Origin of the sequence: Geobacter sp. (assembly GCF_030834625.1) — a bacterium.
In the GTDB taxonomy this organism is placed as follows: domain Bacteria; phylum Desulfobacterota; class Desulfuromonadia; order Geobacterales; family Geobacteraceae; genus Geobacter.
The window spans coordinates 38,950-63,611 of record NZ_JAUQXO010000032.1; the positions used below are offsets into that span (position 1 = coordinate 38,950).

Below are 24,662 nucleotides of genomic sequence, written 5' to 3' on the forward strand. Positions count from 1 at the left end.
TGGCCCCCTCCCGCGAGGGGAGGGGGAATTCCCTTACCTGTCCAGATCCGCCAGCACAAAATCGATCGACCCGATGATGGCGAGAAAATCCGCCACGAGCCACCCCTTGCTCATGAGGGGGAGGGCCTGGATGTGGGGGAAACTGGGGGTCTTGATCCTGACCCGGTACGGGACGTTGAGGCCGTCGCTCACCACGAAGTAGCCGTTCTCTCCCTTGGGGGCCTCGATGGCGCTGTAGTTCTCACCCTTGGGGGGTGCCATCCCCCGCGTGGCGTTGATGAAGTGGTGGATGAGGGATTCGATGTCGTGGAGCGTGTCCCGCTTTTTGGGGAGGACGTAGCGGTAGTCGTCGGTGATCCAGCGCCCCGCCGGCATCTCCTTCCAGCACTGCCGGACGATGTGGAGTGACTGACGGATCTCCTCGATGCGGACCCGGTAGCGGGCCCAGCAGTCTCTCCCTTCCTCCGTGGGGATCTCGAAGTGGAAGTGCTGGTAGCCGTTGTAGGGGATCTTTTTCCGCAGGTCCCATGCAACGCCGCAGGCCCGCAGGTTGGGGCCGGTGACTCCCCACTCCATGGCCTCGTCCTTCGTGATGACGCCGATCCCTTTCAGCCGCGCCCGGAAGATGGGATTCCCCTTCAGGAGGTCCTCGTATTCCTTGAGCCGCGCCGGCATCCAGTCGAGGAACGCCTTCACCGCCCCGTCCCACCCCTCGGGGAGGTCCTCGGCCACGCCGCCGATCCGGAACCAGGAGGGGTGCATCCGGCCGCCAGTGACCATTTCCACGATGTCGAAGATCTTCTCCCGGTCGGTGAAGGTGTAGAAGACCGGGGTCATGGCCCCCACGTCGGCGGCGAAGGTGCCGAGCCAGACGAGGTGGCTGGCGATCCGGAAGAGCTCCGCCAGCATGACCCGGATGGTGATGGCCCGGTCCGGGACCGTGATGCCGCAGAGCCGCTCCACGCTGTTCACGTAGGCCAGGTTGTTCTGGACCCCGGCCAGGTAGTCGATTCGGTCGGTGTAGGGGATGAACTGGTTCCAGTGCTGGCGCTCGCCGATCTTCTCGGCCCCCCGGTGGTGGTAGCCGATGTCGGTGTCCATGTCCACGATCTCTTCGCCGTCCAGCTTCAGGACGAAGCGGATGATGCCGTGGGTCCCCGGATGCTGGGGGCCCAGGTTGAGGATGAGGGTCTCGTCGTCCACCCGGTCGAAGAAGTCCGAGGCGGGGAGCGCTTGGTGGCGTCGGGCGTCGTCCACCGTGTAGGGGGGCATCTCCGTGGCCCGGAACGGGTGCTCCTTCCGCAGGGGGTGCCCCTCCCAGTCGGCGGGCATGAGGATGCGGCGAAGGTTCGGGTGGCCGGCGAAGCGGATGCCGTACATGTCGAAGGCCTCCCGCTCGTACCAGTCGGCCGCCGGGAAGACGGTTGTCACGGTGGGGAGCTCCGGCCGGTCCCCTCCTAGTTCTGTCTTGATCCGCAGGTGGCCGGGAAGGTCGAAGTTCAGGAGGTGATAGTTGACGGTGAAATCCTGGAACCGCTCCCGCTCCCGGCGGCACGATTCGTCCACGCAGGCCACGTCCTCCAGGCGCCGGAAGGGGGCGGACGTGCGGGTCTTCAGGTGGCGCAGGACGTCGGGCACCAGCTCCGGCGGGCAGCGGTAGGTGAGCATGTCGGTGGCAGCGGGGTCTACGGTAACACGGTGGCCGAAGGCCGTCTCAAGCTCGCCGGCGAGGCCGAAGTCGGGGTAAGGGTGCTTCGGGGCAGGGGGGCGCCACATCTCGTCGGAGCGGGGCATCGGGAAATGGGGATGCTGCACCGAGGTGCCGCGGATGGCGGTCCCCTCCATGCCGGGCCCACGCGTGTCGCGGGATTTCGTCTCGCCATCCACGAGGACCGGCCTGACCGTCCCCTCCGTTCCCCCGGCCAGGTGGAGAACTTTGCGGGCAGGGCGCTCGTCCCGTTTGATCTTCTCCTGCAGGAGCATGAGCCCCTGGAGGAACGCCTCGGGGCGGGGCGGGCAGCCGGGAATGTGAACATCCACCGGGATGATCTGGTTCACCCCCTGGACCACGCTGTAGACGTCGTACATGCCGCCGGAGTTGGCGCAGCTCCCCATGGAGATGACCCATTTGGGCTCGGCCATCTGCTCGTAAAGTCGAAGGATGGAAGGGGCCATCTTCTTGAAGACCGTCCCGGCGATGACCATCAGGTCCGCCTCCCGCGGCGTCCCCCGGAGCACCTCGGCGCCGAAGCGGGAGACGTCGTAGCGGGAGGTGAAGGAGGTCATCATCTCGACAAAGCAGCAGGAGAGGCCGAAGAACATGGGCCAGAGGGAGTTGGCCCGCCCCCAGTTGATGAGGTCGTCGAGGCGGGCCAGGACTATGTTGTTCTGCGGGACCTCAGTCTCTTCCATGGCCCCTCCTCTCGCGGGAGGGGCCCCAGTCGAGGCCCCCCTTGATCCACAACCAGACGAGACCGAGAAGGAGGATGACGATGAAGAAGGTGATATGGACGAGCCCCGCCATCCCCAGCTCCCGCCAGGCCGTGGCCCAGGCGAAGATAAAGGCGGCCTCCACATCGAAGACAATGAAGAAGATGGCAATGAGATAGAAGGGGACCGGGTAGGCGAGGCGGGCGGAGCCGGTGGGGATAACGCCGGACTCGTAGGGGAGTTCCTTGTTGCGGTTCGTTGTTTTCGCGCCGAGCCACCAGGCTGCCAGGAGAAGGAGGCCGATCAGGAGAGTTGCCGCAACGGTATAGAGCGCCAGAGGAAGGAATTCGGGCGGCAGGGTCGGGAAGAGGGAGTGGGTTGTGGTGGCGGCTGGCTGCATTCTACTCTCCGTGATGTCGAGTGAAATGCCGAGTTCACACTCTAGCGCAATGGGGGCTCATGTCAACGGTTTTGACGGAGCGGAAAAAGGTGGTAAAATCCCGCCCCTAGCGTTTCTGCAGGAACTCCAGCACCTGGGCTGGATGGGCGTCGGCCTTGGCCACCTTGGCCCAGTGTTTAACCACGGTGCCGTCGGGGCCGACAACCACCGTGGAGCGGATGGTCCCCATGGTGGTCTTGCCGTACTGAACCTTCTCGCCGAAGGCGCCATAGTTTTTCATCATGGCGGCGTCGGGGTCCGAGAGGAGGGTGAAGGTGATCCCTTGGTCTCCGATGAATTTTTCGTGGGCCTTGAGGCTGTCCTTGCTCACGCCCAGGAGGCAGACTCCGAGTTTGTCGAATTCCGGCTTCAAATCACGGAAGCCGATGGCCTCTTTCGTTCAGCCGGGGGTGCTGTCCTTGGGGTAAAAGTAGATGACCGTGGTCTTCGCCGCGTAGTCTTTCAGGGAGTGCTTTTTCCCGTCGCTCCCCTCCAGGGTGAAGTCGGGAGCTTTCCTGCCTTCCAGCGACATGGCCGCCTCCTTGGTGGATCGAATTCGATGAGACAGATAGTTTACCCCATTTCAGGCGGTTGTCATCTCCGCGGCGCCATTCAGGAGCGCCGCCACCTCCTCGGCGTAGACCATCTCCTCCGCGGTGGGAATCACAAAAACCGCCACGGTGGAGTCATCGGCGCTGATCCGCTCCTCCCGGTCGGTGGAACGGGCGGCCCGGTTCCGCTCCCGGTCGAGCCGGATGCCGAAGAGCTCCATGTCGTCCAGGACCTTCTCCCGCATCAGCCATTCCCCCTCGCCGGCACCGGCGCTGAAGACCACGGCGTCGAGGCTCCCGAGGGCCGCGGCGTAGCCGCCCAGATGCTTCTTCATGCGGAAGGACTCCATCTCCAGGGCCAGAAGACAGCGGGGGTCGCCGTCGGCGGCCCGTTCCAGGAACGCGGGGCGCTCCAGCCGGACCCCGGTGATCCCCACCGTCCCGCTCCGCTGGTTGAGAATCTTGTCCAGGTCCCGGGGGGAGATGAGGTCAGCCTGCATAATGAAGGGGGGGATGCCGGGGTCGATGGAGCCGCAGCGGGTTCCCATCATCGTCCCTTCAAGGGGAGTGAGCCCCATGCTCGTGTCGATGGAGCGGCCGTTGCGGACGGCGCAGAGGGAGGTGCCGTTGCCGATGTGGATGGTGACCAGGTTGCACGCGGCCGGAGAGCGTCCCAGGAGCGCCGCTCCCCGCCGTGCCGCGTAGCAGTGGGAGGCGCCGTGGAAGCCGTAGCGCCTGATGCCATACTTCTCGTACCACTCGAAGGGGAGGGCGTAGAGGTAGGCATGCTCCGGCATCCCCTGATGGAACGCCGTGTCGAAGACCGCCACGTGGGGGATATGGGGGAGGAGCGACAGTGCCCCCTCGATGCCTGCCAGGTTCGGGGGGATATGGAGCGGTGCCAGGGCCTCCACCCGCCGCACCGCCTCGATGACCGTGGCATCGATCGGAACCGAACAGGAGAACCGCTCGCCGCCGTGGACGACCCGGTGCCCCACGGCGACAATCTGCTCAACCCGGTCAAGGGGTCCCACCTGGGGGTGGGTCAGGGAGCGGAGGAGCAGGTCGACGGCGGCGCCAAAACCGGGGCATTCGGAGTCCTGGCGGTAGGGGGCGCGCCCCGGCACCTCCATGCTGATAAAGGAATCCCCCAGGTCGATCCGGTCCACGTCCCCCCGGGCGAGGACCGTCCGTTTCGACCAGTCGAAGAGATGGAAGTTGATGGAAAAGCCACGGCAGTTCAGAATCAGGATAATCATTGCATGCTCCCGTTTTATGGGGGTGCGGGGCCCGGTTACCCCCAGTGGATGCAGGCCACCGGGCAGGCGTCGATGGCCTCCTGGATCTTATCTTCGTGGGCGCCGGCCGGGTCATGGACCTCGGCCAGGTTGTCGTCGTCGAAACGGAACACCTCGGGGACCGTTTCCACGCAGAGACCGCAGCTGATGCAGACATCCTTGTCGACGTAAACGTTTCGGGCCATGGTGATACCTCCTTGTCTATGCTGGTTGCTCGGTTTGCGTCACTCCGTACTCTTGGGAGTGATGACGTTTTTTTCCGGCACGATCTTCACGAAGCCGTTTCTTGCCGCGGCCATGATCTCCTCCACGGCGTCGGCTTCCTCCTCCTGGTGGGAGTGGAGGAGTTCGCGGTGATATGTTAGCAGTAACTCATCTACTCTGGCAACATCCTCTTCATCAAGGCTGCGGATTTCCACTCCTGCCCCCCTGGCCAGGCGGCGGCGCAGGGCCTCGCGGGTCAGTCCCATGGCCTCGTCCAGGTGGCAGTAGACCACTCCTCCGGTCATGCCGGAGCAGATCCAGGGGCCCGGGTCCCCCAGAACCACGACCCGGCCGGCGGTCATGTACTCGAAGGCGAACCCCTTGAGATTGGCCCGGGAGGCGATGTCGCCCCGGGCGTCGTCCAGGGGTTCCGTGATCCGGGAGCCGAAGACCACGTCAGCCCCGGAGAGGCGGATGCAGGCGCGGCTGTCGGCATCCCCCTGGACGAGGAAGGTTCCCCCCTGAGCGCCGTAGGCGAGCCCCTTGCCGACGGTCCCCCCCACCCGGCGTCCCTCGCGGTTTTCCCCCTTGAGGATGACGATTTTGCCGCCGGAGGCCGACTTCCCGACCCCGTCCTGGGCACCACCCTCCACCCGGATGCTGATCCGGTCGATGGAGAAGGCGGCCAGGCCGTTGCCGGGGATGGAATCGCGCCGGAACTGGAGAAGCGCCCGCTGTTCGGGCCGGAACCGCCCCTCCGCCACCCCGCGCACAATAGCGCCGGCCAGGTGGGTGCCGATGGCCCGGTCGGAGCTGGTGGCGCTGTCGTCGTCGTAGCGGACCCGCTCCTCACCCGTGGTGAAGGCGTCGGTCACGAGCCCGGAGATGAGGGAGGTGAGGTAGTTGAGGGGCTTGCGGATGATCCGCACCTCCTGCTCGAAGGGTTGGTGCTCCTCGGCCCGGGCCGGGAGGAGGAGCTCCGCCAGGTCGAGGCGGTCGAGCCCCCGGGCCTGGATGAGAAGATCGCTCCGCCCCACCAGGTCCTGGGTCCGCCGGAAGCCGAGCTTGGCGGTGAGGATCCGGATCTCCCGGCCCATCCCCCGGAAGAAGGTGCTCATGTAGATGACCCCGTTTTCCAGTACGCGCGGCACGAAGCGCTTCAGCCCCTTTCCTTCCGCCTCTTCGGTGGTCTCGATCTGGGTGGCGATCCCCACGTGGCAGGTCCCCAGGTGGCAGCCCCGGCAGGCGGTGCAGCCGATCACCACCATGGCCATGGTGCCGAAGCCGACCCGGTTGGCCCCCAGGAGCACCAGCTTCACCACGTCGCGACCGGTGCGGGCGCCGCCGTCGGCCCAAATTTCAACCTTTTGCCGCATCCCGGCCGAGACGAGGGCCTTGTGGGCCTCGGATACCCCGATCTCCGCCGGGAGCCCCACGAACTTGATGGCGTGCTTGCGGGCCGCGCCGGTGCCGCCGTCATAGCCGCTGATGGTGATGATGTCGGCCCCCGCCTTGGCCACGCCCAGGGCGATGGTGCCGATTCCCGCCACCGCCGGCACCTTCACCGAGATCCGGGCCGTGGGATTGGCGGTGCGGAGCTCTTCCACGATCTGGGCCAGGTCCTCGATGGAGTAGATGTCGTGGTTGTTGGAGGGGGAGATGAGCGACACTCCCGGCGTGGCGTGGCGGGCCGCGGCGATCTTGGCCGTCACCTTGAAGCCGGGGAGATGCCCCCCTTCGCCCGGCTTGGCCCCCTGCCCCACCTTGATCTCCAGGAAGTCGGCAGAGTTGAGGAACGCCATGTTGACCCCGAAGCGCCCCGAGGCGATCTGCTGCCCCCGGTTCTTCCGGTATTTTCCCAGCATGTCGGCGATCTCACCCCCCTCGCCGTTCATGCAGACGATGTTGAGCCGCTTGGCCGCCTCGGCGTAGATCCGGAAGGGGGTCTCCCCCTGGGAGCCGAAGCTCATGGCCGAGATGAGGATCGGGAGGTTGTGGTCCCCCACGCCCGTGTCCACCTCGTCGGGGTCCACGGTCAGCTCCGGGGTGTAGCGGAGGTCCAGGAGGTGCCGGATGGCCAGGGGATTCTCCGCCTCGTACTGCTGGATCAGGCGGGAGAGCTCGGCGTAGGTCTCCTCCATCTTGGCCACGGCCCCCACCATCTTCCATATCTTGGGGTAGAGCCGGAACTGGACCGGCACCGGCTGCTTTTCGCGGCTTCGGGCCACGGCGGTGCGGGAGCGGTTCTCCCCTTCCAGCCGCTCCAGGGTGAGCCCCCCCTGACCTGTGCCGCAGAAGTTGGGGGTCTCAAAGATCTCCGCCAGGTGCCGGCAGAGGCCGATGGAGGCGAAGTACTTGCCGTAGCCCCCGATCTCGTGGGTCCCCATGGTGGAAATGACCTTTTCGAGCCCCTTGGCGAGGACCGAGAGGAGGTTTTTCACCCCCGCCCCGTCGCCGGCCCCTTCCCACATGAGGTAGGGGCAGAGGGCGTCGGCCCCCATGCCGAGGGCGAAGATGAGATCATGGAGGCTCCGGAGCGCCCCGGAGCGGACAATCAGGGATGCCCGTCGCCGCAAAGCCTCGCCCGAGGCGTCGGTGGCCTCCTTGAGCCCCTTGTGGAGTTCCGCCGTCACCAGGAACGGATCGATGAAACCCTTCCCCGGTGCGAAGCAGTCGCTGTCATCCAGCAGAAGCACCGCCGCGCCCCGGGTCACCGCCTCCACCGCCTCGCGGGTGAGGCGCGCCAGGGCGTCTCCCAGACTCTCGTCTTTTCCCATGAAGCAGGGGATCACCCGGCAGCGCCCCTTCCCGTCGCCGAAGGCGGCCACGAGCCCCTCCAAAGTGGCGGTGCCGAACTCCCGGGCCACGGCGGCGTCGGCCGGGTCGGGTCCGATGCGGCGGCCGCCGGTCAGGAGCGGCACCTCCAGCGCCACTCCCGGCCGGGCCGGCCCCTTGAGCTGCGGTCGGGGCCCCAGGTAGACCCGGGTGGAGAAGTGCTCCGCCTCCCGCTCCCGGTCGATGGCCGGGTTGGTCACCACCGCCACCTGCTCCTTGAAGTAGTCGGAGAGGTTCTGGCGCTGGTTGGAGAGGGAGGCCAGGGGGCCGTCATACCCCAGGGACGCGATGGGATCCGACCCGCTCCTGGCCATCTCCCGGAGGTTGGAGAGGTCGCTGGACTTCCAGGCGAAGGCGGACATGAGGTTGTCCTGGTGGAGTTTGGCGTTGCGGTGCCATTTTGCCTTCTGTCCGACACCCGCCCCATCGGTCCGTAGGGGCAATTCATGAATTGCCCCTACACAACCTGCCGCCATCAGGGCCTTCTCCTGGGCCGGGAGGTTCGTCCTCTTCCGGAAGTTCTGGAAGACATCCCGCCGAAGCGCCGGATGGTCCATGAGCTCCACCGGTTGCCCCGCCGTGATCCGCACCCCCACCTTCTCGCCCGGGGCCAGGGGCTTCGGGTCGGCCAGGATCTCCTCGTGGGGGACCACCCCCAGTTCCGAGGAGGCGAAGATCTCCTTTGTCGTCTCACCCACCCAGAGGGGGCGGAGCCCCATGGCATCGACGCTGAAGACGCAGAGCTCCCGGTGCCGGGCGATGATTGCCGCCGGCCCCTGGGCGCTCGCCTTCAGGAAACGGCGGAACCAGGTGTACATGGACTTCAGCTCCGGCGCCATCCCGTCCATGGCGCTGAAGATCGGGGGGAAGACCACCTCCATGGCCTCGAAGAGGGTGAGGCCGTAGCGGAACATGAGCCCCTCCAGGGTCCGGTTCAGATCCTGGGAGTCGGACCCGTCGGCGAAGAGGGGGATTCCCATCATCCGCGCCTCTTCCCGGAGCCGGGCGATGGTGTTAATCTCGCCGTTGTGGCCGAGAAGCGAGAAGGGCTGGGCCCGGAGCACCGTGGGGAGGGTGTTGGTGGAGTAGCGGCTGTGGCCGATGGTGACCGAGGAGAGGAAGTCGCGGCGCCGCAGCTCCGGGTAGTAGCGGGGGAGGAGTTCCGGCGCGCCGTGGACCTTCCAGGCCGTGACATCCGCCGAGAGGGACGCCACGTGGACCGCAAAATCCCGCTCGATGGCCGTCTGGAGCTGGAAGAGAAGGGCAGGCGCGGCCACCTTCTCCGGGCAGAGCACTGCCACCTGCCAGAAGAGGGGTTCCCCCTCCCGGGCGCGGCTGGAGAGGACCTCGCTCCGGACGATGCCGGGGCGCTCCACCAGAAGCTGCACCCCGGCGGCAGCGAAGCGGGCAAGGATTGTCTCCTGGAGCTGCGGATCGGCAGTGGTGGCCTCCTTCGGGAGCAGCAGATGCCCCACCGCGAAGCCCGGCATTTCGGCCAGGTTCGGGTCATGGCCGGCACCTTCAAGGACCTCCCGCCAGATCATCCGGGGGATGTCGGTCAGCACGCCGCAGCCGTCCCCCTCGCCGTTGATCTCGCCGGCCCGGTGCCCCATTTTCACGAGGGCCTCGATGGTCCGCTGGACGTTGCCGTGGGTCGGCCGCGCCTCCTTGTTGATGTAGCAGATGATGGCGCAGGCGTCCCGCTCGGGGGGGATGAGGCCGGAGGGGTCGATGGTTTGGTTGGTCATGGGGTGTCTCCGTGGCGGTGGTTCGGGCCGGTCCTGTTGCCGGTCGGCACCTTCACCGTAACCGGTCGAACAGATATTCGAGCCCGTTTACCTTGATTTCATAGACGGCGCGCAGCATGGTGCCCAGCTTCCCTTCGGGGAAGCCCTGCCCGGCAAACCAGACGACATAGGGCTCCGGCAGATCGATCAGGCGGCGCCCCTGATACTTGCCAAAGGGCATCCGCATGGTGGCCAGTTCCAGCAACTGTTCGTGGTCATGGGGAGGATACTGTTCCATGGTTTCCTTTATGGTGGATCAGAGGTGCTGGCCGATGGCTGACGGAAAGCACGTCGGCGCTTTGATTTGCAACTTTAACGTGAGAGGCACCGGCGGAGCGAAGCTGAGGCCGTGTGCCGCGAGTAGTTGGGCTGGCCCGCCCCTAGTGCAGCCTCATGTTGGCACCACTATGGCAAGCACTCTTTCTTTTGGGTATGCAGCTTTTAATGCTTCATTCAATTTTTTGCCAGTAGCGTCCATTGAAATGAGGGCACTGTCAACGTGGTCTATAATCTGAGCAAGCTGTTGATGCAATGTTGTATAAAAGCGGTTACCCAACACCTTCTCAATTTCTTCAAAAGTGTACGTTCCCCCTTCTATGATGCCGCATCGTTCCAAAAGAGGCTGAATCTCGTGTATGTGTAGCCTAGACCTCTCGTTAATTGCATCCATGGCTGCTTTGTACCGAGCCTCTTCGAGCATTAATTCGCCCAGTAAATTAGGATCATTTTTTTCGATCAAGAAGTACAGATCCTTGATCTTAAAGGACAAGTCTTCCCTTAGGAACGAAAGTGTTGGGGACATTTCCAGGAAGGCCTTCGGGTTGGTCCTGATAGGGTCTATTATTTGCCCCTGGTAGTTCAGAAGAGAGTTGACCATGGACAGTAAGGTAAACATTGCAATATTACCGTTAGCGAGGTTGGTTTTTTTTACATCATCCTCCTGCTTTTTGTGCTGCAAGTCAAAAGCGTACTTTGCGCCATAGTAGGCAGCGAAGAGTGTGGCTAAAGCCGGCACATATGCAGTGAACAGAACCTCAATCAGTTTCCCATGCGCAATCCAACCTGCTCCGACGCCGAAGATGAAAGAGAGTGCAGGAGCTATGAATTTTCCTGAATTTGTCATTATTCCCCTTCTTTTCTTGCCCAACCTTTCAGGTCCAACGGGTTACCGTTGCAACGATTTTAGGTATTATTCCGTTTGTAGGGATATGCGTTACGGCCACACAAGCTCATAGCTCACACTCCGCCCCTTCCCCGCCGCCTGCCTGATGACCCCCCACTCCACGAGCTGGCTCATCTCCCGGAAAGCCGTTGCTCGACTCACGGCGGCAATAGATGCGTATTTCCGTGTGGTGAGCCCCCCTTCAAAGCCCCCTCTCCCGGCATCGAGGAGGCGGTTGACCACCTTCCGCTGCCGCCCGGTGAGGGGGAGGTGCCCGTGCAGGCGCCAGAAGGCGGCCTTGTCGAGCACCACGGACAGGAGCGTTTCCGAACGGGTGATGGCCCGGGCAAGGGCGCCGAGAAACCAGGTGAGCCATTCGGTGATGTCGCCGTCCCCCTTCTGGCACCGTTCGAGGATATTGTAGTACGCCTCCCGCTCCGCCATGATCTGGGAGGAGAGGCTGTAGGAGCGGATCCGCTGCCGGTCGTCCTGGGCGATGGCCATGTCGGTCAGGGCACGGGCAAGCCGGCCGTTGCCGTCCTCGAAGGGGTGGATGGTCACGAACCGGAAGTGGGCCACGGCGGCCCGCAGAAGTCCCTCCATAGTTCCCCGGCTCTCGTTCGACCACGCCAGGAAATGGGCCATCTCCTCGTCGATCCGTTCGGCCGGCGGGGCCTCGAAGTGGACCGTCTCCCGCCCGACGGGGCCGGAAACGACCCGCATCGGCTCTTCGCCGCGCCACTGGCCGACCCTGATCCGGTGCATTCCAGAGTAGCCGGTGGGGAAGAGGGATGCCTGCCACCCCTGAAGCCGCTCCACGGTCAGCGGTTCGTCACAGTTTTGCGTTGCGTCCATCAGCACCGCCACGAGGCCGTCCACGTGGCGGTCCACCGGGAGTCCGGCGGCGGGGAGGCCGAGCCGGCGGGCCACGGAGGAGCGGACCGCCTTCAGGTCGAACTGCTCCCCCTCGATGGCGGCGGTGGTCATGGTTTCCTCGGCAAGGATCTCCGCCTGGGCATCGGTTTCGAGGGAAAAGCCGAGGGCCGCGACGGCGTGGAGCAGCCTCCCCTGGAGCCTGCGGCACTCACCGAGGGGGGCGAGGAGCTTCTCCGCATCCCACCGAAAATCGGGCCAGGACGGTGATTGCCAGATGTAGCGAGTCATTTGTTCTCCATAATCGCTTCACATTATGAAGCGATTATAGCCTCTTTTCGCTTCACGGGAAGAGGAAAGTCGGATTTCAGCGCCGGCCCGTCGGAAGCCGTTGCGGCCAGTACAGCGGGTTCCGGTGGAGGTGCATGACAGCCACAATCAGAATCATATCGCCCCGTTCCTGGTAGAGGATTCCGTAGGGGAAACGGTTGGTTCGACAGCGGCGAGTGCGTTTCGACAAAGCCGTTCAGGCCAACGGGTACTCAACAATACGACTGATGGTTCTTTGCACCTCAGCGGCAAATTCGTACCCAAGTCCCTCACTCTCATTGTTGTAATGATTTATCGCTTCAATGAACTCCGACTCGGCCGTTTGAAGAAATTCGACGTTCATCAGATTTCGCCTCGCTCGATGCGGGCAAAGACCTCGCTCGCCGACCGCGACGGGATCTCCCCTCTCTCAAAGGCATCGATTCTCTCTTCCGCCTCGGCCGCCCATAGTTCATCAATGGCCTGACGATCCGGGAAAGAGAAGCTGGCAAGGATTTTCTCCACGAGCTCCGCACGTTCCACGGGTGAAAGTTTAAGGGCCTTGATCAAAACTTCTTGGGCCTGAGTTGCCATGCAATAGTCTCCTTTTCCCTTGTAAAGGGGGTAGCAAGCCGCAGTACACCGATGCTTCGGTTCTGTTACATCTCAATCCACATCACGCGGCTGGAGCACAAGGTTTATCCCGTCGAGAATTTCCCGAATCCGCTTCGGCGGCAAGGCCCCGATGTATTCATCCAGTTGCGTTTTGTCCACCGTGAAAATCTGGGACACATTGACGACACTCTGCTTTGCCAGATTGGCTTCGTCCTGTTCAAGAAGCACGTTGCCGGGGGCATCCGCACGTTTGAGATTCGAGGTCAGAGGGCAGACAACCACCGTCTTTATCTGGCTGCGGTTGAAGAGGTTGTTCTGGACAATTACGTGAGGGTGCCGGTAGCCGGGTTCCGAGCCATCGGGCTCGTCAAGTTCTATCCAGTAAATGTCACCCTGATTGATTACCATTCACCCTCCATCATGCGCCGATGCTGCCGACGTGATTTCCGGCGAAGGGTCTGTTCCGCTGTGTCGGGTTCGTCTGAGTAAGCCGCGTTGATCTGGGCAAGCAACTCCCTGTTTTTCTGGTGTGCAATGAAGTCCTGCAAGGCAATCACGAAAAGCTTGCTGCGGGACACTTTCATTGATTGGGCCATTTTTTCTGCCTGGTCAAAAAGATCTTTTTCGATGGAAATTGCTGTTTTGATGGCTTTCACGGTTATACCTCCTTTATGTAAAAGTATAACTTCCGCTCATACCATGGTCAACACCCAATGTTTGTGTCGATCTCATTCACCAATCTCAATCAGTATCTTCGTCCGAGCTAATCGCTTCACGGCTCACCACCCCGTCAGCTTCTTCCACCCGCTCTCCGCCAGGTCCACCAGCCCGTCGATGGTGCGCTGGTAGAACTTCTTCACCGGCATCCGGTTAAGGAGAATCTGGCCGTCGCTTCGCTCCAGGCTGATCCGGTCGCCGGGGAGGAGCTTGATGAGCTGCTGGTAGTTCTCGCCGGCGATGCCGAAGAGAAAGCGGTACGACTTCCCGCTGGCTGCCCGGCAGGAGACGATGGTGATGATCCCCTCGGGGTCGCCGGTCTTGTAGTCGAAGCGGGTGGTGGCGGTGACGAAGGTCCCTTCCACAATACCCGATTCCGCCAGGAGGGCGTCGACGGTGACCTCCTTCGGCTTGAGGTGGCCCAGGGAGGGGAGCCCCCACGGCTTGTAGGGTTCGTGAGGACGGCTCGCGTAGTGGCCGCTCTGTTCCAGGAGGATGACGATGTTGTTGTTGATGGGGCCGCCGATGGAGTGGGAGAGGCCGGCCCGGAAGCGCCCCTCGCAAATCATTTTGTGGTTCTCCACCACCTGGATCATGCCGGTGGCCCCCAGGGGGTGGCCCCGTCCCTTGAGGCCGCCGGTGAGGTTCGTGGGGAACATGCCGTTCTCGCCGGTGCACGCGTCATCCAGCAGGGCGTCGAGGATGCGCCCCCGGGGGACGAAGCCCAGATCCACCATGTTGATGGGGCCGAAGCCGTTGAAGGGGTCGTGCATGTTTACGTGGATCTTCCCGGCAAAGGAACGTATCTCCTTTATCCCTGCCATGCCGTAGGCTTCGGCGGCGGCCGCCACGGTGGCGGGAAAGGAGTGGAATGAGGGGCGGTCGGCGATGGTGGGGATGTCGGTGGCGCTCCCGAGGCCACTCACCAGCACCTCCTGGGGATCGGCGGTGAGGATCACGGCGGCGACGCCGTCGGACATGGGGCAGAAGTCGTGGTAGCGCAGGGGCCACCAGTAGCGGTAGTTTTTCCCGTTGATGATCTGTCGGTAGTACTCCTCCAGGGGAATTTCCATGTTCAGGTGGGCGTCGGGGTTTCGAGCGGCGTAGCGGTGGGACCGCTGGGTGAGGAGCGCCGAGAAGGCGGTCCACTCGTCGGCGGAGAGGCCGTGCCGCTCCATGAGCGCCCGGGCCACCAGTGCTCCGCAGGCGGGCATGCTGAGGCCGAACTCCGCCTCGTCCCGGTCGATGACCCCGGCGACGATGCGGGTGGCCTCGGCGGTGGGAGCGTCGCTCATCTTCTGGATGCCGATGGCGAGCACATGGTCGCAGCGGCCCGAGGCGATCTGGAGGTAGGCGTTCTCGAAGGCCGAGGCGCCCGAGGATGAGGCGGTGTCGATGAGGACCGACTTGGCTCCGGAAACGCCCACGACCCCGGCGATTTTGGCGGCGGTGTTGTCCACGCCGGAGAAGGCGACGGGGCTCTGGGAGCCGACCACCACCGCCTCGATGGCGCGGGGTTTCACCGGCGAGCCGTCGAAGACTGCCGTGGCCTTTTCGGCCAGGTCCAGGAAGGAGAGCTTTTCCCGGTGCCTGCCGTCGTAGCGCCCCACCGGCGCCATGTACGAGGCGGCGACGTAGACTCTTCTCGGGGTGAATTCGCGGTGTCTCATGGGGGCTCCGTTTTGGGTGTGGAGATCGTGTGACTGTCTCTGTAGTTTAAACGAGGATCGCCGTTGAGCAACAGGCAGCAAAAAGCCCGGGCCTGGTGGGGCTCGGGCTTCGTGCTGCTGGTGCTGGTCGGCGCGTTGAAGTTACTGCACCGGGACTTCGCGGATCGGCGTCGGCTCGGGCACAACCACCGTCTCCGGTTGCGGCGCAGGAACCGGCTCTGCCGCCGGGACGGGCTGCGCCGCCGGGAGCGGAGCCGCCTGGGGTGCCGGTGCAGGCTGGTAGGTGGGCTGGTAGGCAGCCGGTGCCGGCGCGGGCTGGGAGCTCCCCGTCTTGTCGTCGCCGAAGAGCTTGATGGGGGGCTTCAGGAGTCCCACCATGTCGTTGAAAAGGTTGTAGTAGGGGGCCGTGGCGTTCCGCTCGCGCAAGAGGAGGTCTTTCTCCTTCTTTCCCAGGTGGCGGGTGAGCCCGGGAATGGTCTTGAACTTCACGTCGACCCGGTCATCCATGTTGGCGGCCGCTTCGTCGAAGTCGGGGTACTGGAGCACGGCGAGGGTCGGCGTGGTGGGGCCGCCGACGCGGAAGTTGGGATATTCCCAGAGGGTGGCGCCGCTGGCGTCCAGGACCTGGGCGGACATGGAAAGGATGTTATAGTCGGAATCCAGGTATTTGACGAGGTTGCTGGAGAAGATCCGGTCCTGCTTGGTGAGGCCGCTCACGACCACCAGGAGCACCGCGTCGACGTTGTTCTGGGTGACCAGCGTTTTGATCTCCTCGGGCTTGTAAAAATGCTTGTTGTAGACCACGCCGGCGTCGTCGCGCCGCTCGGCCCGGTAGAGGAGCGTACGGTAGAGCTCCTCGGGGGCGCCAGCATCCAGGAATTGGACCGAGAAGTAGGCCCCGGAATCCTTCAGCATGGCGGCCAGCTCTTTCTCGTTCTTCCGGTTGTACTCCCGTACCAGGGTAACGAGGGTATCCTTGTCCGGATGGCGGATGTCGGAGTCGGCGTCCATGAAGAGGGGGGCAACGCCGAGGACCTTTACCCGCTGCTCGTAGTCTTCCCGCGGAATGTTGAAGGGGTTGTGGGAGCAGCCGACGGCGGCAAGGGCCAGGGCCGCGAGGAGAATCAACTGTACGATCCGTTTCATCGTTTCCTCCTGAATCGATTTTCAGACTGGAGTGAGGTCGTGCTTCAATCCCTTTGAATGCCCCGGTTATACCAGAACGGTCCCCGCTTGACCACCCCTTTCAGTGACGGTAGGCGGCGGCGTCCTACAGTCGTTGCCGGTTCCGTCGGGATTTTCCGCCCCATCCCTTTCCTTGGCCTGGCGAATGTGCTATGACCGATACCATGAAATGGCTCCTCGTTATCTCCGCAGGATTATACCTCTTTGGCGCATTCCGTCGTCCCTTCTTCGCGGCCGGGCTCGTGGCCGGCGCGGCCTACCTGGCCGTCCGGGGGATTGAGCTGGGGCGGCTCCCCCTGGTGGGGCCCCACGACACCCTCGTCTTTTTCTCCGTCTCCATCGGTCTCATGGCGCTCCCCTTCCTCTATTCGCCGGTGCTGCGGGGATCGGCCCTCTTCTCGTGGGGTGCGGGGTGCGCGGCGGCCCTCTTCGGGCTCGTGGCCCTGCTGTTTCCCGCTTTTGCCATGCCGCTCCCTCCCATCCTCCGTACCCTCTGGTTCGAGCTTCACGTGGCGCTGGCCTTCTTCTCCTATGCCCTCTTCGCCATCGGGGCGGTCCTCGGCGGCCTCTTCCTGGCAAAAGGTGAGCGGCGTCTCCTGGACCTCCAGTACCGGGCGGCGCTGGTGGGATACACCTTTTTCTCCGGCTCCATGGTGTCGGGGGGAATCTGGGGCTACTTCGCCTGGGGCACCTACTGGCTCTGGACCCCGAAGGAGCTCTGGACCTCGATCCTCTGGATCTACTACACTTTCTGGCTCCACCTGCGGCTCCGGGGAACGGGGGGGGACAAGGCCCTGGCCTGGAGTGGCATCGTCGGGTTTGCGGTCATGCTCTTCACCTACCTGGGGGTGAGCATCCTGATGAAGAGTTCCCACAGCTTCTGATCACGGCTTTCCATTTTCCGGTGGCCTGGTTTTTGCTGTACAAATTCACTCAACTTCAACAGGTTTTTTACGATGATCAAGAGAATCTACGAATCCCTCGCCTCCCTCTCCCTGGCCCTCTGGCTCATGGGGGGGGTCATGGTTCTTATGGCAGTGGGTTCCTTCGGGGGTGAGGATGCCGCGTCCCTGAACGAGATGCCCCTCTTCGCCTGGCTCGGCGCGGCGCCCCTTGCCGCCTCCTGGTGGCTCTGGGGGACCCTCGTCCTCCTGTCCCTCATGGTGGTGAACACGCTTCTCTGCAGTGTTGAAGCGGTGCGCACGCGCTACGGCAAGGGGGGACTCCTCGCTCTCCTGGCGCCCCAGTTCATGCACGTGGGGTTTCTCCTGATCGTCCTGGCCCACCTTCTGAGCGCCAAGGGGGGAGCGAAGCAGGCCATGCAGCTCTTCGAGGGGTCCGACCTCCGCTTCCCCGGCGGCAGCTCCGTGGTGGTGGAGGCCATTGAGGTGCAGACCGGCCCCCGGGGAATGCCGGTCGATTACCGTGCCCGGCTGCGGGTCGTGGAGAACGGGGGGACAACGCCGGTGACGGTGCGGCCCAACGAGCCCCTTTTCCACGGCGGCCTCGGCATCTACCTGAAGCACGCGGAGCCGTTCCCGGTCCCGACTGCCTTTGTGGAGATCCACCGGGAGCCGGGGGCCGGGTGGGCCCTGGCCGGCGGGCTTCTCTTTACCGTGGGCAACGGCATGCTCCTGGCGGTGCGGCGGGAACGCCGGGCGACGTAAATACCAGTTGCGGCGAAAGATTTTAGTGGTAAGATTGGCACTTCGCGCGTCAGCAGCCGGGTCTTCCGGGTGTGGATGGCGTTTTTCAGTAACGTCGGGAGGGAATGATGGCACAGGGAATCAGGGCGGCAGTTGTGACGGTGGCGGCACTCACGGCATGGGGTGCGGGAAGCGGGGCCTTTGCCGCCGGAATCGATGACGGCGCGGTAACCGCACCGAAAATCGCCGACGGAGCTGTGACCTACCGGGCCATCGCCCCCGGCGCCATCACGTACAGCAAGATTTCCGCAGGCGCCGTCACCGACGAGAAGCTCGGCTTCGGGGCGGTGACGACGCCGAAGATCGCCGACGGCGCCGTCACCGACGCCAAGATCGCCGGCCCCATCGCCGGCCACAAGGTGGGACGCCACGGCCACGACGGCGCCGACATCGTCCAGGGGACCATCGACGCGGCCCGCCTTCCCGTGGGGACCGGCCTCGGCACCGTTGCCGCCGGCGACCACACCCACGATTTCTTGCCGAAAAAGCCCGCCAACCTCATGGTCGTTGCCCCCAGTGGCGGCGACTTCACGAACCCCATCGACGCCCTCAACGCTATCACCGACGCCTCCGCCGACAAACCCTACCTGGTGAAGATCATGCCCGGCACCTACGATCTGGGGATCAGCACCCTCGTCATGAAGCCCCACGTGGACATCGAGGGCTCCGGCGAGCTGACCACCCGGCTGCGGGGAAGTGCCGCCGATGCCGGGGTGGTGGCCGGCGCCTCCCAGGCCGAGCTGCGGCATCTGACCGTCGAAGCCACCGGCACTGAGGGAACCATCGTAGGTATCTTCAACGGCAGCGCCGCGCCGCGGATCGCCCACGTGACCGTCAGCGCCGAGGGGGGGAAGGGGGCCTACGGCATCTACAACCTCATGGCAGCGCCGGTCCTCTCGGACGTCACTATTACGGTCGGGGGGAACGACACTGCCTTTGGCGTCTTCAATCTCCACTCCTCGCCGGTCGTCAAAAACTCGGCCATCACGGCGGGCAACGGCATCTACAGCTACTACTCCGGCACGGTGACTGTGGAGGGGAGCTCGGTGGCCACTTCCCTCACCACTCTCTTCACCGACACCGGCGTCACGACGCTTGTGGCCAACTCCCGCCTCACGGGGGGGCGGCCGGCGGCCAACGGCATCATGAAATGCGTGGGGGTCTACGACGCAAACTACGAGCCGATCCCGTGCCGATAATATCAGGGCTGTTACCAAATCCTTACCAGATTGCCAGCCAGTTGTCATGAATGAGAAATTTTATGGTTGATTTCACCGCTCAGCTTACGGTATAAAGCTAACCACCTTTTGTTACAGAGCGTCCAAGACGCAGGAAAAACAGCATAACTACACGAAAATACTAAACCATCCGCGAGGGTGGGACGGAAAGCCCACAGGGTCTCACCGAGACAGCCGGGTCGCCGAAATAGTGCTTACGAGCATTGAGGCGACCCGGCTTTTTTTTGTTCTCGGGCTCCTGGCCCTGTCAAAGGCACCATGCGAAAAGGAGTGCAACCATGAAGGTATCAAGACGCGATTTTCTCAAGTACTGCGGCATGACGGCAACGGTCCTGGGGCTGAGCGCCAACGACCTGCTGGGGCTGAAAGACGCCCTGGCCAACCCCAATGGCCCAACGGTCCTCTGGCTCCAGGGGGCGGGATGCACCGGCTGCTCCATCTCGTTCCTGAACCGGATATCAACCGTCGCCCCCAAGACGGCAGGCGATCTGCTCGTCAACTCCGTCAACCTGGCCTACCACCCCAACCTCTCGTCTCTGGCCGGCGACGCAGTTGTGGACGTCATCAACCAGGCCTATACCAAGGGGAACTACGTTCTCATCGTCGAGGGAGCCGTGCCGACCGCCTTCAACGGCGCCGCCTGCTTCGCCTGGTCGTACAAGGGTGTCGACAAAACCTTCAAGGACGCGGTGACCATGCTCGCCTCCAAGGCGGCCAAGATCGTGAGCGTCGGAAGCTGTGCCGCCTTCGGCGGCATCCCTGCCTCCGGGGGAAACCCGACCCAGGTGCTGAGCGTGAAGGCTGCTACCGGCAAGGCCACCATCAACATCCCCGGCTGCCCCCCCCACCCCGACTGGATCGTCTGGGCCGTGGCGCAGATTCTCCTCAACAAGCCGGTCGCCCTCGATTCGGTCGGACGGCCCACGTCGCTCTTTGGCCTGAAGCTCCACGAAAACTGCCCCCGCAAGGAGCAGGACGAGGTGAACAGATTCGGCCTCAGCTCGGGGTGCCTCAAGCCCCTCGGCTGCAAGGGGCCGGAGACGAAGTCCAACTGCTCGACCCTCAAGTGGCACAACGGCGTCAACTGGTGTGTGGGGGCAGGAGCGCCGTGCATCGGCTGCACCGAGCCCACCTTCCCCATCGCAACCCCCTTCTACAAGAACGTGTAGAACGGGATGATCTTCACGTAACCATCAGGAGGAAACAATGGCAACAGTCATGACGATCGACCCGGTCACCCGAATCGAGGGTCACCTTTCAGTAAAGATAGAGATCGACGTAGTAAATGGCGCCCAGCAGGTCACCAACGCCTGGGCCACCGGCACCCTCTTCCGGGGCTTCGAGAAGCTCCTTGCGGGGCGCGACCCCCGGGACGCCCAGCTCATCACCCAGCGGATCTGCGGCGTCTGTCCCATCCCCCACGGGCTCGCGGCGGTCAACACCCTGGAGGACGCCTACAACGTGACGGTTCCCGACAACGCCCGGGTGATGCGGAACTTGGTGCTGGCGGCCAACTTCGTCCAGTCCCACATCCTGAGCTTCTACCACCTGAGCCTTCCCGACTATGCCACCTGCCCGAACATGCTCCCGTGGCAGCCGGCCTGGAAGGGGGACATGCGGGTGGACGCCACCAAAAGCACGGCCTTGGTGAACAACTACCTGAAGGCCCTCGACATCAACCGGAAGATCCAGGAAATGGGGGCTGTCTTCGGCGGCAAGACCCCCCACTCCCCCGCCTACATCCCCGGCGGCTTCACCAAGGTGCCGACGGCCGCCGATGTGACCAAGGCCCGGGGCTACCTGGCCGAGATTGTCTCCTTCGTGGAGAACGTCTACATACCCGACGCCCAGTTCCTGGCCACCAAGTACAGCGACTACTACACCATCGGCGCCGGATGCCGGAACCTCCTCGCCTTCGGGGTCTTCGACCTTGACGCCTGGGGGAATACGAAGCTCCTGGGAAGGGGGATGGTGACCGACGGCTCCACCTCGGTCATGCCGGTCAACACGGGGGCCATCACCGAGGATGTGACGAAGGCCTGGTACTCGAGCCCGTCGGGGCTCAATCCGGCCAAGGGAGAGACCGTTCCGGCCCATCCGAAGACGAACGCCTATTCGTGGATCAAGGCGCCCCGCTACGCCGGCGAGGCGTGCGAGACCGGCCCCCTGGCCCGGATGTGGGTGAACGGCGACTACCGGCGCGGCATCTCGGCCATGGACCGCAACCTTGCCCGGGCTCAGGAGGCACGGAAGATCGCCCGGGCCCTCGATGGCTGGCTTGGGGAGATCCGCGAGGGGCAGCCGGCTTACCTGAAGGCGACCGCCACCACGGCAGGGGAGGGGTTCGGCCTTACCGAGGCACCGCGCGGTGCCCTTGGCCACTGGCTCTCCATCGCCGGCAGCAAGATCGGCCGCTACCAGGTGATCACCCCCACCTGCTGGAACGCCTCGCCCCGGGACGCCCGGGGTATCCTTGGCCCCATCGAACAGGCTCTGGTCGGCACGCCGGTGAAGAACCTCAAGGAGCCGGTGGAGGTGATGCGGGTCATCCACTCCTTCGATCCGTGCCTCTCCTGCGCCGTCCACATGGTGCGGCCAGACGAGCCGGAGCAGGTCATCGTCAGCGTACAGTCACGGACCTAGCCTGCACCTTTTCAGCACTCACGAAAAAAGGCGGTGGTATTCCCACCGCCTTCCTCATTTCTGGTTCGTGATATCCTCAGTACCGCATCCGCACCCGATAGGCGAGCGTCGCCTCCCCGTCCCTGGGCACCGGAACGTTGAACACGGCGCTGAAGGCGTCACCCTTCGTATGGGGGTGGGATGACGAGAGCATCTGCCAGTCGCCGGGGACCGGCTCCACCACCTTCACGGTGATATCTTCCTTCTTGTGGTTGCGGAGCTTTATCTCGAAGGCCGCCTCGTAGGTGTCGGCGGCAATCTTCTTCCATTCGGTCTGCTTCCGCTCGGCCACCACGTCGAAGGCGTCCCCCAGCTTCACCCGCACCGTCTCCTTTTCCGGGGTGTGGTCGATGGTGTCCTCTCCCACGAACTGGAGGCTTCCCCCCGCATCCCGCTTGTAGACCCGCACGATCCCCTTGGGGAGCGGCATTCCCAGGTTGTGCTCCTTCCGGTTCTCCACCTCCACGAAGACTCCCACCTTCTGCTTCCCCATGGCGTCGCCGGCCGTGCTGTAATAGTAGAAACTCTCCCCTTTCAGGAGGAACTCCTTCTTCACCGGCACGGCGTCGGCGGTCACGAGGCTGATCTGCTTGGTCTGGTTCTCCTTGATGGTGGAGGGGCGCTGGAGGGTGTAGAGGTGGTACTCGAAGAAGGCCTCCTCCTGAAACTGGGGGGCGGGCGCAGCCATGACCTCCTCCCGCATCGCCTTTGCCATCCGGGGGGGGCGGTCCTGCACCCGGTTCACGTCGCCGGCAACCAGCTTGAGGGAGGCGTTGCGGTAGGTGGCGCCGCTACGGTTGTCGATGGTGACCCAGCCGGCGAGGCTGGCCCGGTCGTCCTTCTCGCTGAGGGTCACCACGTAGTCGGCCCGCCAGGAGATGCCGCCGGTGAGGTAGGAGGCCTCGATGGTCCGTTTCTCGACCGCGGCGCTCTCCAGGAGCCATACCAGGGTCGGACGGGCGATGAGATCCTCGGGGACGCCGGGGAAAATGAGCCGCCCCGGATGGCCGAAGGTGATTTCGTCGCCGATGCGGTAGACCGGCCCGCCGTTGTTGGAGAGGAGCGTGGCGGTGACCACCTCTTCCCGCTCGGTGTGGGGGTTCTTCTGGTGGAGCTTCACCTCTTTCCCCACGTACTTGTCCATGAGCTTCTGGGGGGAGAGGAGGTCGTACTCGTAGTTCTGCTCCAGGACCAGGAACTCTCCGCCGGAGAGGGACGCGATGGAGACGCTGGTGGGGATGATCTGGGCCGCCACGTCCATGAAGCGGAGTTCCCCGCTCCCCGTGCCGAAGCGGATCTCCCGGCGATCCTTCACCAGACCCAGGTTCTGGTTGTAGATGGTGAGGGCGATTCCCGTCTGGTCCGCAACGGTGGAAACGGTAGGGGCGGCGGCAGCGGGGAGAGGGAGGGCAAAGGAGAGGAGGGCGAGAAGGAGGAGGCGACGTTTCATGGCATACCTCATGGGGGTAGTGTGGCGGCTTGGCCGCTTCTGTCGGTATACCACAAAAAAGGGCGCCCGTCAGGACGCCCTTTGTGGAACAGGTTATATTTTTAGTGCTACTTGACGGACTTCACCGACGTAATGACCACCGGCGTCACCGGGAGATTGGCGAAGAGCATGTTGAGGCGCTGGGTGGGGGTTGCGGCGATCTTGTCCACCACGTCCATCCCCTCGACCACCCTGCCGAAGACGGCGTAGCCGTGGCCGTCGGGATTCGGGCGGTTGAGGCCGTCGTTGTTCACCACGTTGATGAAGAACTGGGCCGTGGCGCTGTCGGGGTTGGCGGTGCGGGCCATGGCGATGGTCCCCCGGTCGTTCCTGAGGCCGTTGGCGGCCTCGTTCCTGATGGGTGCCCGGGTTTCCTTCTGCTTTCGGTCGGTGGTGAAGCCCCCAGCCTGGATCATGAAGCCGGGGATGACCCGGTGGAAGATGGTGCCGTTGTAGAAGCCGCTGTTCGCGTACTCCAGAAAGTTCTTCACCGAAGCCGGTGCCTTGTCAGGGTAGAGCTCGATCTTTACGGCGCCAAGGCTCGTCTCCATGAGAACCACGGGGTTCTTGGCCGTCTCGCCCTTTGCGGCGGCATCGGCATTGCCGGCGATGAGAAGCACGCTGAAGAGACCGCAGAGCATCAGGGCCAGGATAATCCGTTTGAACATGGTTTCTGTCCTCCGAGTAAATAATACAACCGGCAAATTATAATGAGAAAGGGGCCTGCTCGTCAATCATTTCGTCACCTCCTGTGTCAGGGCTTGTGCAGGACCAGGGTCACGTACTCCTCCATGATCCGCCAGTCGTGCTCAACGCAGCCGAGGTTGCGGAAGCGACGCTGGATGTCGAACTTGTCCTGGAGGGGGATTCCGGAAAGGATGAGCCACCCGCCGGGGCGGACGAGGGCCACCATCTCGTGGGCCAGGGCCAGGTGGATGTCGGCGTAGATGTTTGCCAGGAGCAGATCGTAGGGTTCCCGCCCCACGGAGGAGAGCTCGCCGCAGACGGTGAAGATCTGCCCCTCCATGCCGTTCAGGCGTACGTTGGCGGCGCAGGATTCGGCAGCATGGGGATCGATGTCCACCGCCACCACGGTGGCGGCGCCGAGGCGCACCGCGGCCACGGCCAGGATGCCGGTGCCGCTTCCGAGATCGAGGCAGCGCATGCCGGCGATGCCGGGGATCCGCTCCATCTCCTCCAGGCAGGAGGCGGTGGTCTCGTGTTCCCCGGAGCCGAAGGCCCCCTTCTTCCCCATGATGAGGGGAAGGCCCGTTTCCGGGGCCACGGGATGGTCCTCCGGCACGATGGTGAACCCTCCGATGGCGAAGGGGGTGAAGATGCGTCCGTACATGGAAATGGACCTCCCCGGTGGCGTGGTGAAAGCGAAACCATACCCCAAATCACCGGCGAAAGGAATAAACAAAAGGTTGACTTGGGGGATGATAGTACGGAAAATTGATCCGTTTCAGGTA

The 24,662-nt window shown here is 63.8% G+C and carries 22 protein-coding genes and 1 riboswitch; of the genes, 5 read left to right on the forward strand and 17 right to left on the reverse strand.

Features of this window, described 5'->3' with window-relative positions:
• Positions 1-33 precede the first annotated feature (33 nt).
• The 14 genes from RCH91_RS08865 to RCH91_RS08930 form a co-directional block, all read right to left on the reverse strand.
• Entirely contained in the window at positions 34-2,412 is a 2,379-nt protein-coding gene (locus RCH91_RS08865; RefSeq protein ID WP_306534274.1) for an NADH-quinone oxidoreductase subunit B/C/D, read from the reverse strand.
• Positions 2,399-2,830: an NADH-quinone oxidoreductase subunit A gene (locus tag RCH91_RS08870; protein WP_306534275.1), complete on the reverse strand. Its 432-nt coding sequence runs from the start codon at positions 2,828-2,830 to the stop codon at positions 2,399-2,401. Before RCH91_RS08870 ends, RCH91_RS08865 begins: the two co-directional genes overlap by 14 nt.
• Before the next feature lie 106 nt (positions 2,831-2,936).
• Positions 2,937-3,401 carry a peroxiredoxin gene (locus RCH91_RS08875; RefSeq protein WP_306534276.1) on the reverse strand — a complete coding sequence of 155 codons (465 nt, stop codon included), beginning with the start codon at positions 3,399-3,401 and terminating at the stop codon, positions 2,937-2,939.
• Between the two features lie 51 nt (positions 3,402-3,452).
• Positions 3,453-4,679: an acetate/propionate family kinase gene (locus tag RCH91_RS08880; RefSeq protein ID WP_306534277.1), complete on the reverse strand. Its 1,227-nt coding sequence runs from the start codon at positions 4,677-4,679 to the stop codon at positions 3,453-3,455.
• 35 nt (positions 4,680-4,714) lie between these two features.
• On the reverse strand, positions 4,715-4,903 hold the full coding sequence (locus tag RCH91_RS08885) for a ferredoxin (RefSeq protein WP_306534278.1): 189 nt from the start codon (positions 4,901-4,903) through the stop codon (positions 4,715-4,717).
• A 39-nt stretch (positions 4,904-4,942) separates the two neighbouring features.
• Entirely contained in the window at positions 4,943-9,505 is a 4,563-nt protein-coding gene (locus tag RCH91_RS08890; protein ID WP_306534279.1) for a glutamate synthase-related protein, read from the reverse strand.
• Positions 9,506-9,557: 52 nt separating this feature from the next.
• Positions 9,558-9,782, reverse strand: a complete 225-nt coding sequence (locus RCH91_RS08895; protein ID WP_306534280.1) for a DUF3820 family protein — start codon at positions 9,780-9,782, stop codon at positions 9,558-9,560.
• Between the two features lie 153 nt (positions 9,783-9,935).
• The gene (locus RCH91_RS08900) at positions 9,936-10,667 is read right to left on the reverse strand and encodes a hypothetical protein (protein ID WP_306534281.1); all 732 of its coding nucleotides are present in this window, start codon (positions 10,665-10,667) and stop codon (positions 9,936-9,938) included.
• 90 nt (positions 10,668-10,757) lie between these two features.
• Positions 10,758-11,870 carry a Fic family protein gene (locus tag RCH91_RS08905; protein ID WP_306534282.1) on the reverse strand — a complete coding sequence of 371 codons (1,113 nt, stop codon included), beginning with the start codon at positions 11,868-11,870 and terminating at the stop codon, positions 10,758-10,760.
• 381 nt (positions 11,871-12,251) lie between these two features.
• On the reverse strand, positions 12,252-12,482 hold the full coding sequence (locus RCH91_RS08910) for an addiction module protein (RefSeq protein ID WP_306534283.1): 231 nt from the start codon (positions 12,480-12,482) through the stop codon (positions 12,252-12,254).
• A 72-nt stretch (positions 12,483-12,554) separates the two neighbouring features.
• Complete coding sequence (locus tag RCH91_RS08915) at positions 12,555-12,911, reverse strand: type II toxin-antitoxin system PemK/MazF family toxin (RefSeq protein WP_306534284.1); 357 nt, start codon at positions 12,909-12,911, stop codon at positions 12,555-12,557.
• Positions 12,905-13,159 (reverse strand): hypothetical protein, encoded by a 255-nt coding sequence (locus RCH91_RS08920; protein ID WP_306534285.1) that lies wholly within the window; start codon positions 13,157-13,159, stop codon positions 12,905-12,907. The genes RCH91_RS08915 and RCH91_RS08920 overlap by 7 nt, the downstream gene beginning before the upstream one ends.
• Before the next feature lie 123 nt (positions 13,160-13,282).
• On the reverse strand, positions 13,283-14,890 hold the full coding sequence (locus RCH91_RS08925; RefSeq protein WP_306534286.1) for a thiolase family protein: 1,608 nt from the start codon (positions 14,888-14,890) through the stop codon (positions 13,283-13,285).
• Between the two features lie 141 nt (positions 14,891-15,031).
• A complete protein-coding gene (locus RCH91_RS08930; protein WP_306534287.1) occupies positions 15,032-16,036 on the reverse strand; it encodes a hypothetical protein in 1,005 nt (334 codons plus the stop codon).
• A 203-nt stretch (positions 16,037-16,239) separates the two neighbouring features.
• On the opposite strand from RCH91_RS08930, the gene ccsA reads away from it, so the two are divergent.
• The 5 genes from ccsA to RCH91_RS08955 all read left to right on the forward strand — a co-directional run bounded on the left by ccsA (position 16,240) and on the right by RCH91_RS08955 (position 21,662).
• Positions 16,240-16,959, forward strand: a complete 720-nt coding sequence (gene ccsA, locus RCH91_RS08935; protein ID WP_306534476.1) for a cytochrome c biogenesis protein CcsA — start codon at positions 16,240-16,242, stop codon at positions 16,957-16,959.
• Between the two features lie 72 nt (positions 16,960-17,031).
• On the forward strand, positions 17,032-17,742 hold the full coding sequence (locus RCH91_RS08940) for a cytochrome c biogenesis protein ResB (RefSeq protein WP_306534288.1): 711 nt from the start codon (positions 17,032-17,034) through the stop codon (positions 17,740-17,742).
• Between the two features lie 107 nt (positions 17,743-17,849).
• A complete protein-coding gene (locus tag RCH91_RS08945) occupies positions 17,850-18,980 on the forward strand; it encodes a hypothetical protein (RefSeq protein ID WP_306534289.1) in 1,131 nt (376 codons plus the stop codon).
• A 149-nt stretch (positions 18,981-19,129) separates the two neighbouring features.
• Positions 19,130-19,206, forward strand: a riboswitch (cyclic di-GMP riboswitch).
• A gap of 91 nt (positions 19,207-19,297) precedes the next feature.
• A complete protein-coding gene (locus RCH91_RS08950; protein ID WP_306534290.1) occupies positions 19,298-20,188 on the forward strand; it encodes a hydrogenase small subunit in 891 nt (296 codons plus the stop codon).
• Positions 20,189-20,225: 37 nt separating this feature from the next.
• Entirely contained in the window at positions 20,226-21,662 is a 1,437-nt protein-coding gene (locus tag RCH91_RS08955; RefSeq protein ID WP_306534291.1) for a nickel-dependent hydrogenase large subunit, read from the forward strand.
• 76 nt (positions 21,663-21,738) lie between these two features.
• Here RCH91_RS08955 and RCH91_RS08960 read toward each other — a convergent pair whose 3' ends face one another.
• The 3 genes from RCH91_RS08960 to RCH91_RS08970 form a co-directional block, all read right to left on the reverse strand.
• Positions 21,739-23,151 carry a DUF4139 domain-containing protein gene (locus RCH91_RS08960; RefSeq protein WP_306534292.1) on the reverse strand — a complete coding sequence of 471 codons (1,413 nt, stop codon included), beginning with the start codon at positions 23,149-23,151 and terminating at the stop codon, positions 21,739-21,741.
• 107 nt (positions 23,152-23,258) lie between these two features.
• Entirely contained in the window at positions 23,259-23,858 is a 600-nt protein-coding gene (locus RCH91_RS08965) for a peptidylprolyl isomerase (protein WP_306534293.1), read from the reverse strand.
• A gap of 86 nt (positions 23,859-23,944) precedes the next feature.
• Complete coding sequence (locus tag RCH91_RS08970; protein WP_306534294.1) at positions 23,945-24,541, reverse strand: 50S ribosomal protein L11 methyltransferase; 597 nt, start codon at positions 24,539-24,541, stop codon at positions 23,945-23,947.
• Positions 24,542-24,662 lie beyond the last annotated feature (121 nt).

Bases quoted from the DNA above. Each gene is read 5' to 3' on its own strand.
- RCH91_RS08940 (WP_306534288.1), top strand. From the start codon at position 17,032: ATGATCAAGAGAATCTACGAATCCCTCGCCTCCCTCTCCCTGGCCCTC.
- RCH91_RS08865 (WP_306534274.1), bottom strand. From the start codon at position 2,412: ATGGAAGAGACTGAGGTCCCGCAGAACAACATAGTCCTGGCCCGCCTC.
- RCH91_RS08910 (WP_306534283.1), bottom strand. From the start codon at position 12,482: ATGGCAACTCAGGCCCAAGAAGTTTTGATCAAGGCCCTTAAACTTTCA.
- RCH91_RS08900 (WP_306534281.1), bottom strand. From the start codon at position 10,667: ATGACAAATTCAGGAAAATTCATAGCTCCTGCACTCTCTTTCATCTTC.
- RCH91_RS08965 (WP_306534293.1), bottom strand. From the start codon at position 23,858: ATGTTCAAACGGATTATCCTGGCCCTGATGCTCTGCGGTCTCTTCAGC.
- RCH91_RS08960 (WP_306534292.1), bottom strand. From the start codon at position 23,151: ATGAAACGTCGCCTCCTCCTTCTCGCCCTCCTCTCCTTTGCCCTCCCT.
- RCH91_RS08950 (WP_306534290.1), top strand. From the start codon at position 19,298: ATGAAGGTATCAAGACGCGATTTTCTCAAGTACTGCGGCATGACGGCA.
- RCH91_RS08895 (WP_306534280.1), bottom strand. From the start codon at position 9,782: ATGGAACAGTATCCTCCCCATGACCACGAACAGTTGCTGGAACTGGCC.
- ccsA (WP_306534476.1), top strand. From the start codon at position 16,240: ATGAAATGGCTCCTCGTTATCTCCGCAGGATTATACCTCTTTGGCGCA.
- RCH91_RS08915 (WP_306534284.1), bottom strand. From the start codon at position 12,911: ATGGTAATCAATCAGGGTGACATTTACTGGATAGAACTTGACGAGCCC.
- RCH91_RS08905 (WP_306534282.1), bottom strand. From the start codon at position 11,870: ATGACTCGCTACATCTGGCAATCACCGTCCTGGCCCGATTTTCGGTGG.
- RCH91_RS08870 (WP_306534275.1), bottom strand. From the start codon at position 2,830: ATGCAGCCAGCCGCCACCACAACCCACTCCCTCTTCCCGACCCTGCCG.
- RCH91_RS08955 (WP_306534291.1), top strand. From the start codon at position 20,226: ATGGCAACAGTCATGACGATCGACCCGGTCACCCGAATCGAGGGTCAC.
- RCH91_RS08880 (WP_306534277.1), bottom strand. From the start codon at position 4,679: ATGATTATCCTGATTCTGAACTGCCGTGGCTTTTCCATCAACTTCCAT.
- RCH91_RS08925 (WP_306534286.1), bottom strand. From the start codon at position 14,890: ATGAGACACCGCGAATTCACCCCGAGAAGAGTCTACGTCGCCGCCTCG.
- RCH91_RS08970 (WP_306534294.1), bottom strand. From the start codon at position 24,541: ATGTACGGACGCATCTTCACCCCCTTCGCCATCGGAGGGTTCACCATC.
- RCH91_RS08945 (WP_306534289.1), top strand. From the start codon at position 17,850: ATGGCACAGGGAATCAGGGCGGCAGTTGTGACGGTGGCGGCACTCACG.
- RCH91_RS08930 (WP_306534287.1), bottom strand. From the start codon at position 16,036: ATGAAACGGATCGTACAGTTGATTCTCCTCGCGGCCCTGGCCCTTGCC.
- RCH91_RS08885 (WP_306534278.1), bottom strand. From the start codon at position 4,903: ATGGCCCGAAACGTTTACGTCGACAAGGATGTCTGCATCAGCTGCGGT.
- RCH91_RS08890 (WP_306534279.1), bottom strand. From the start codon at position 9,505: ATGACCAACCAAACCATCGACCCCTCCGGCCTCATCCCCCCCGAGCGG.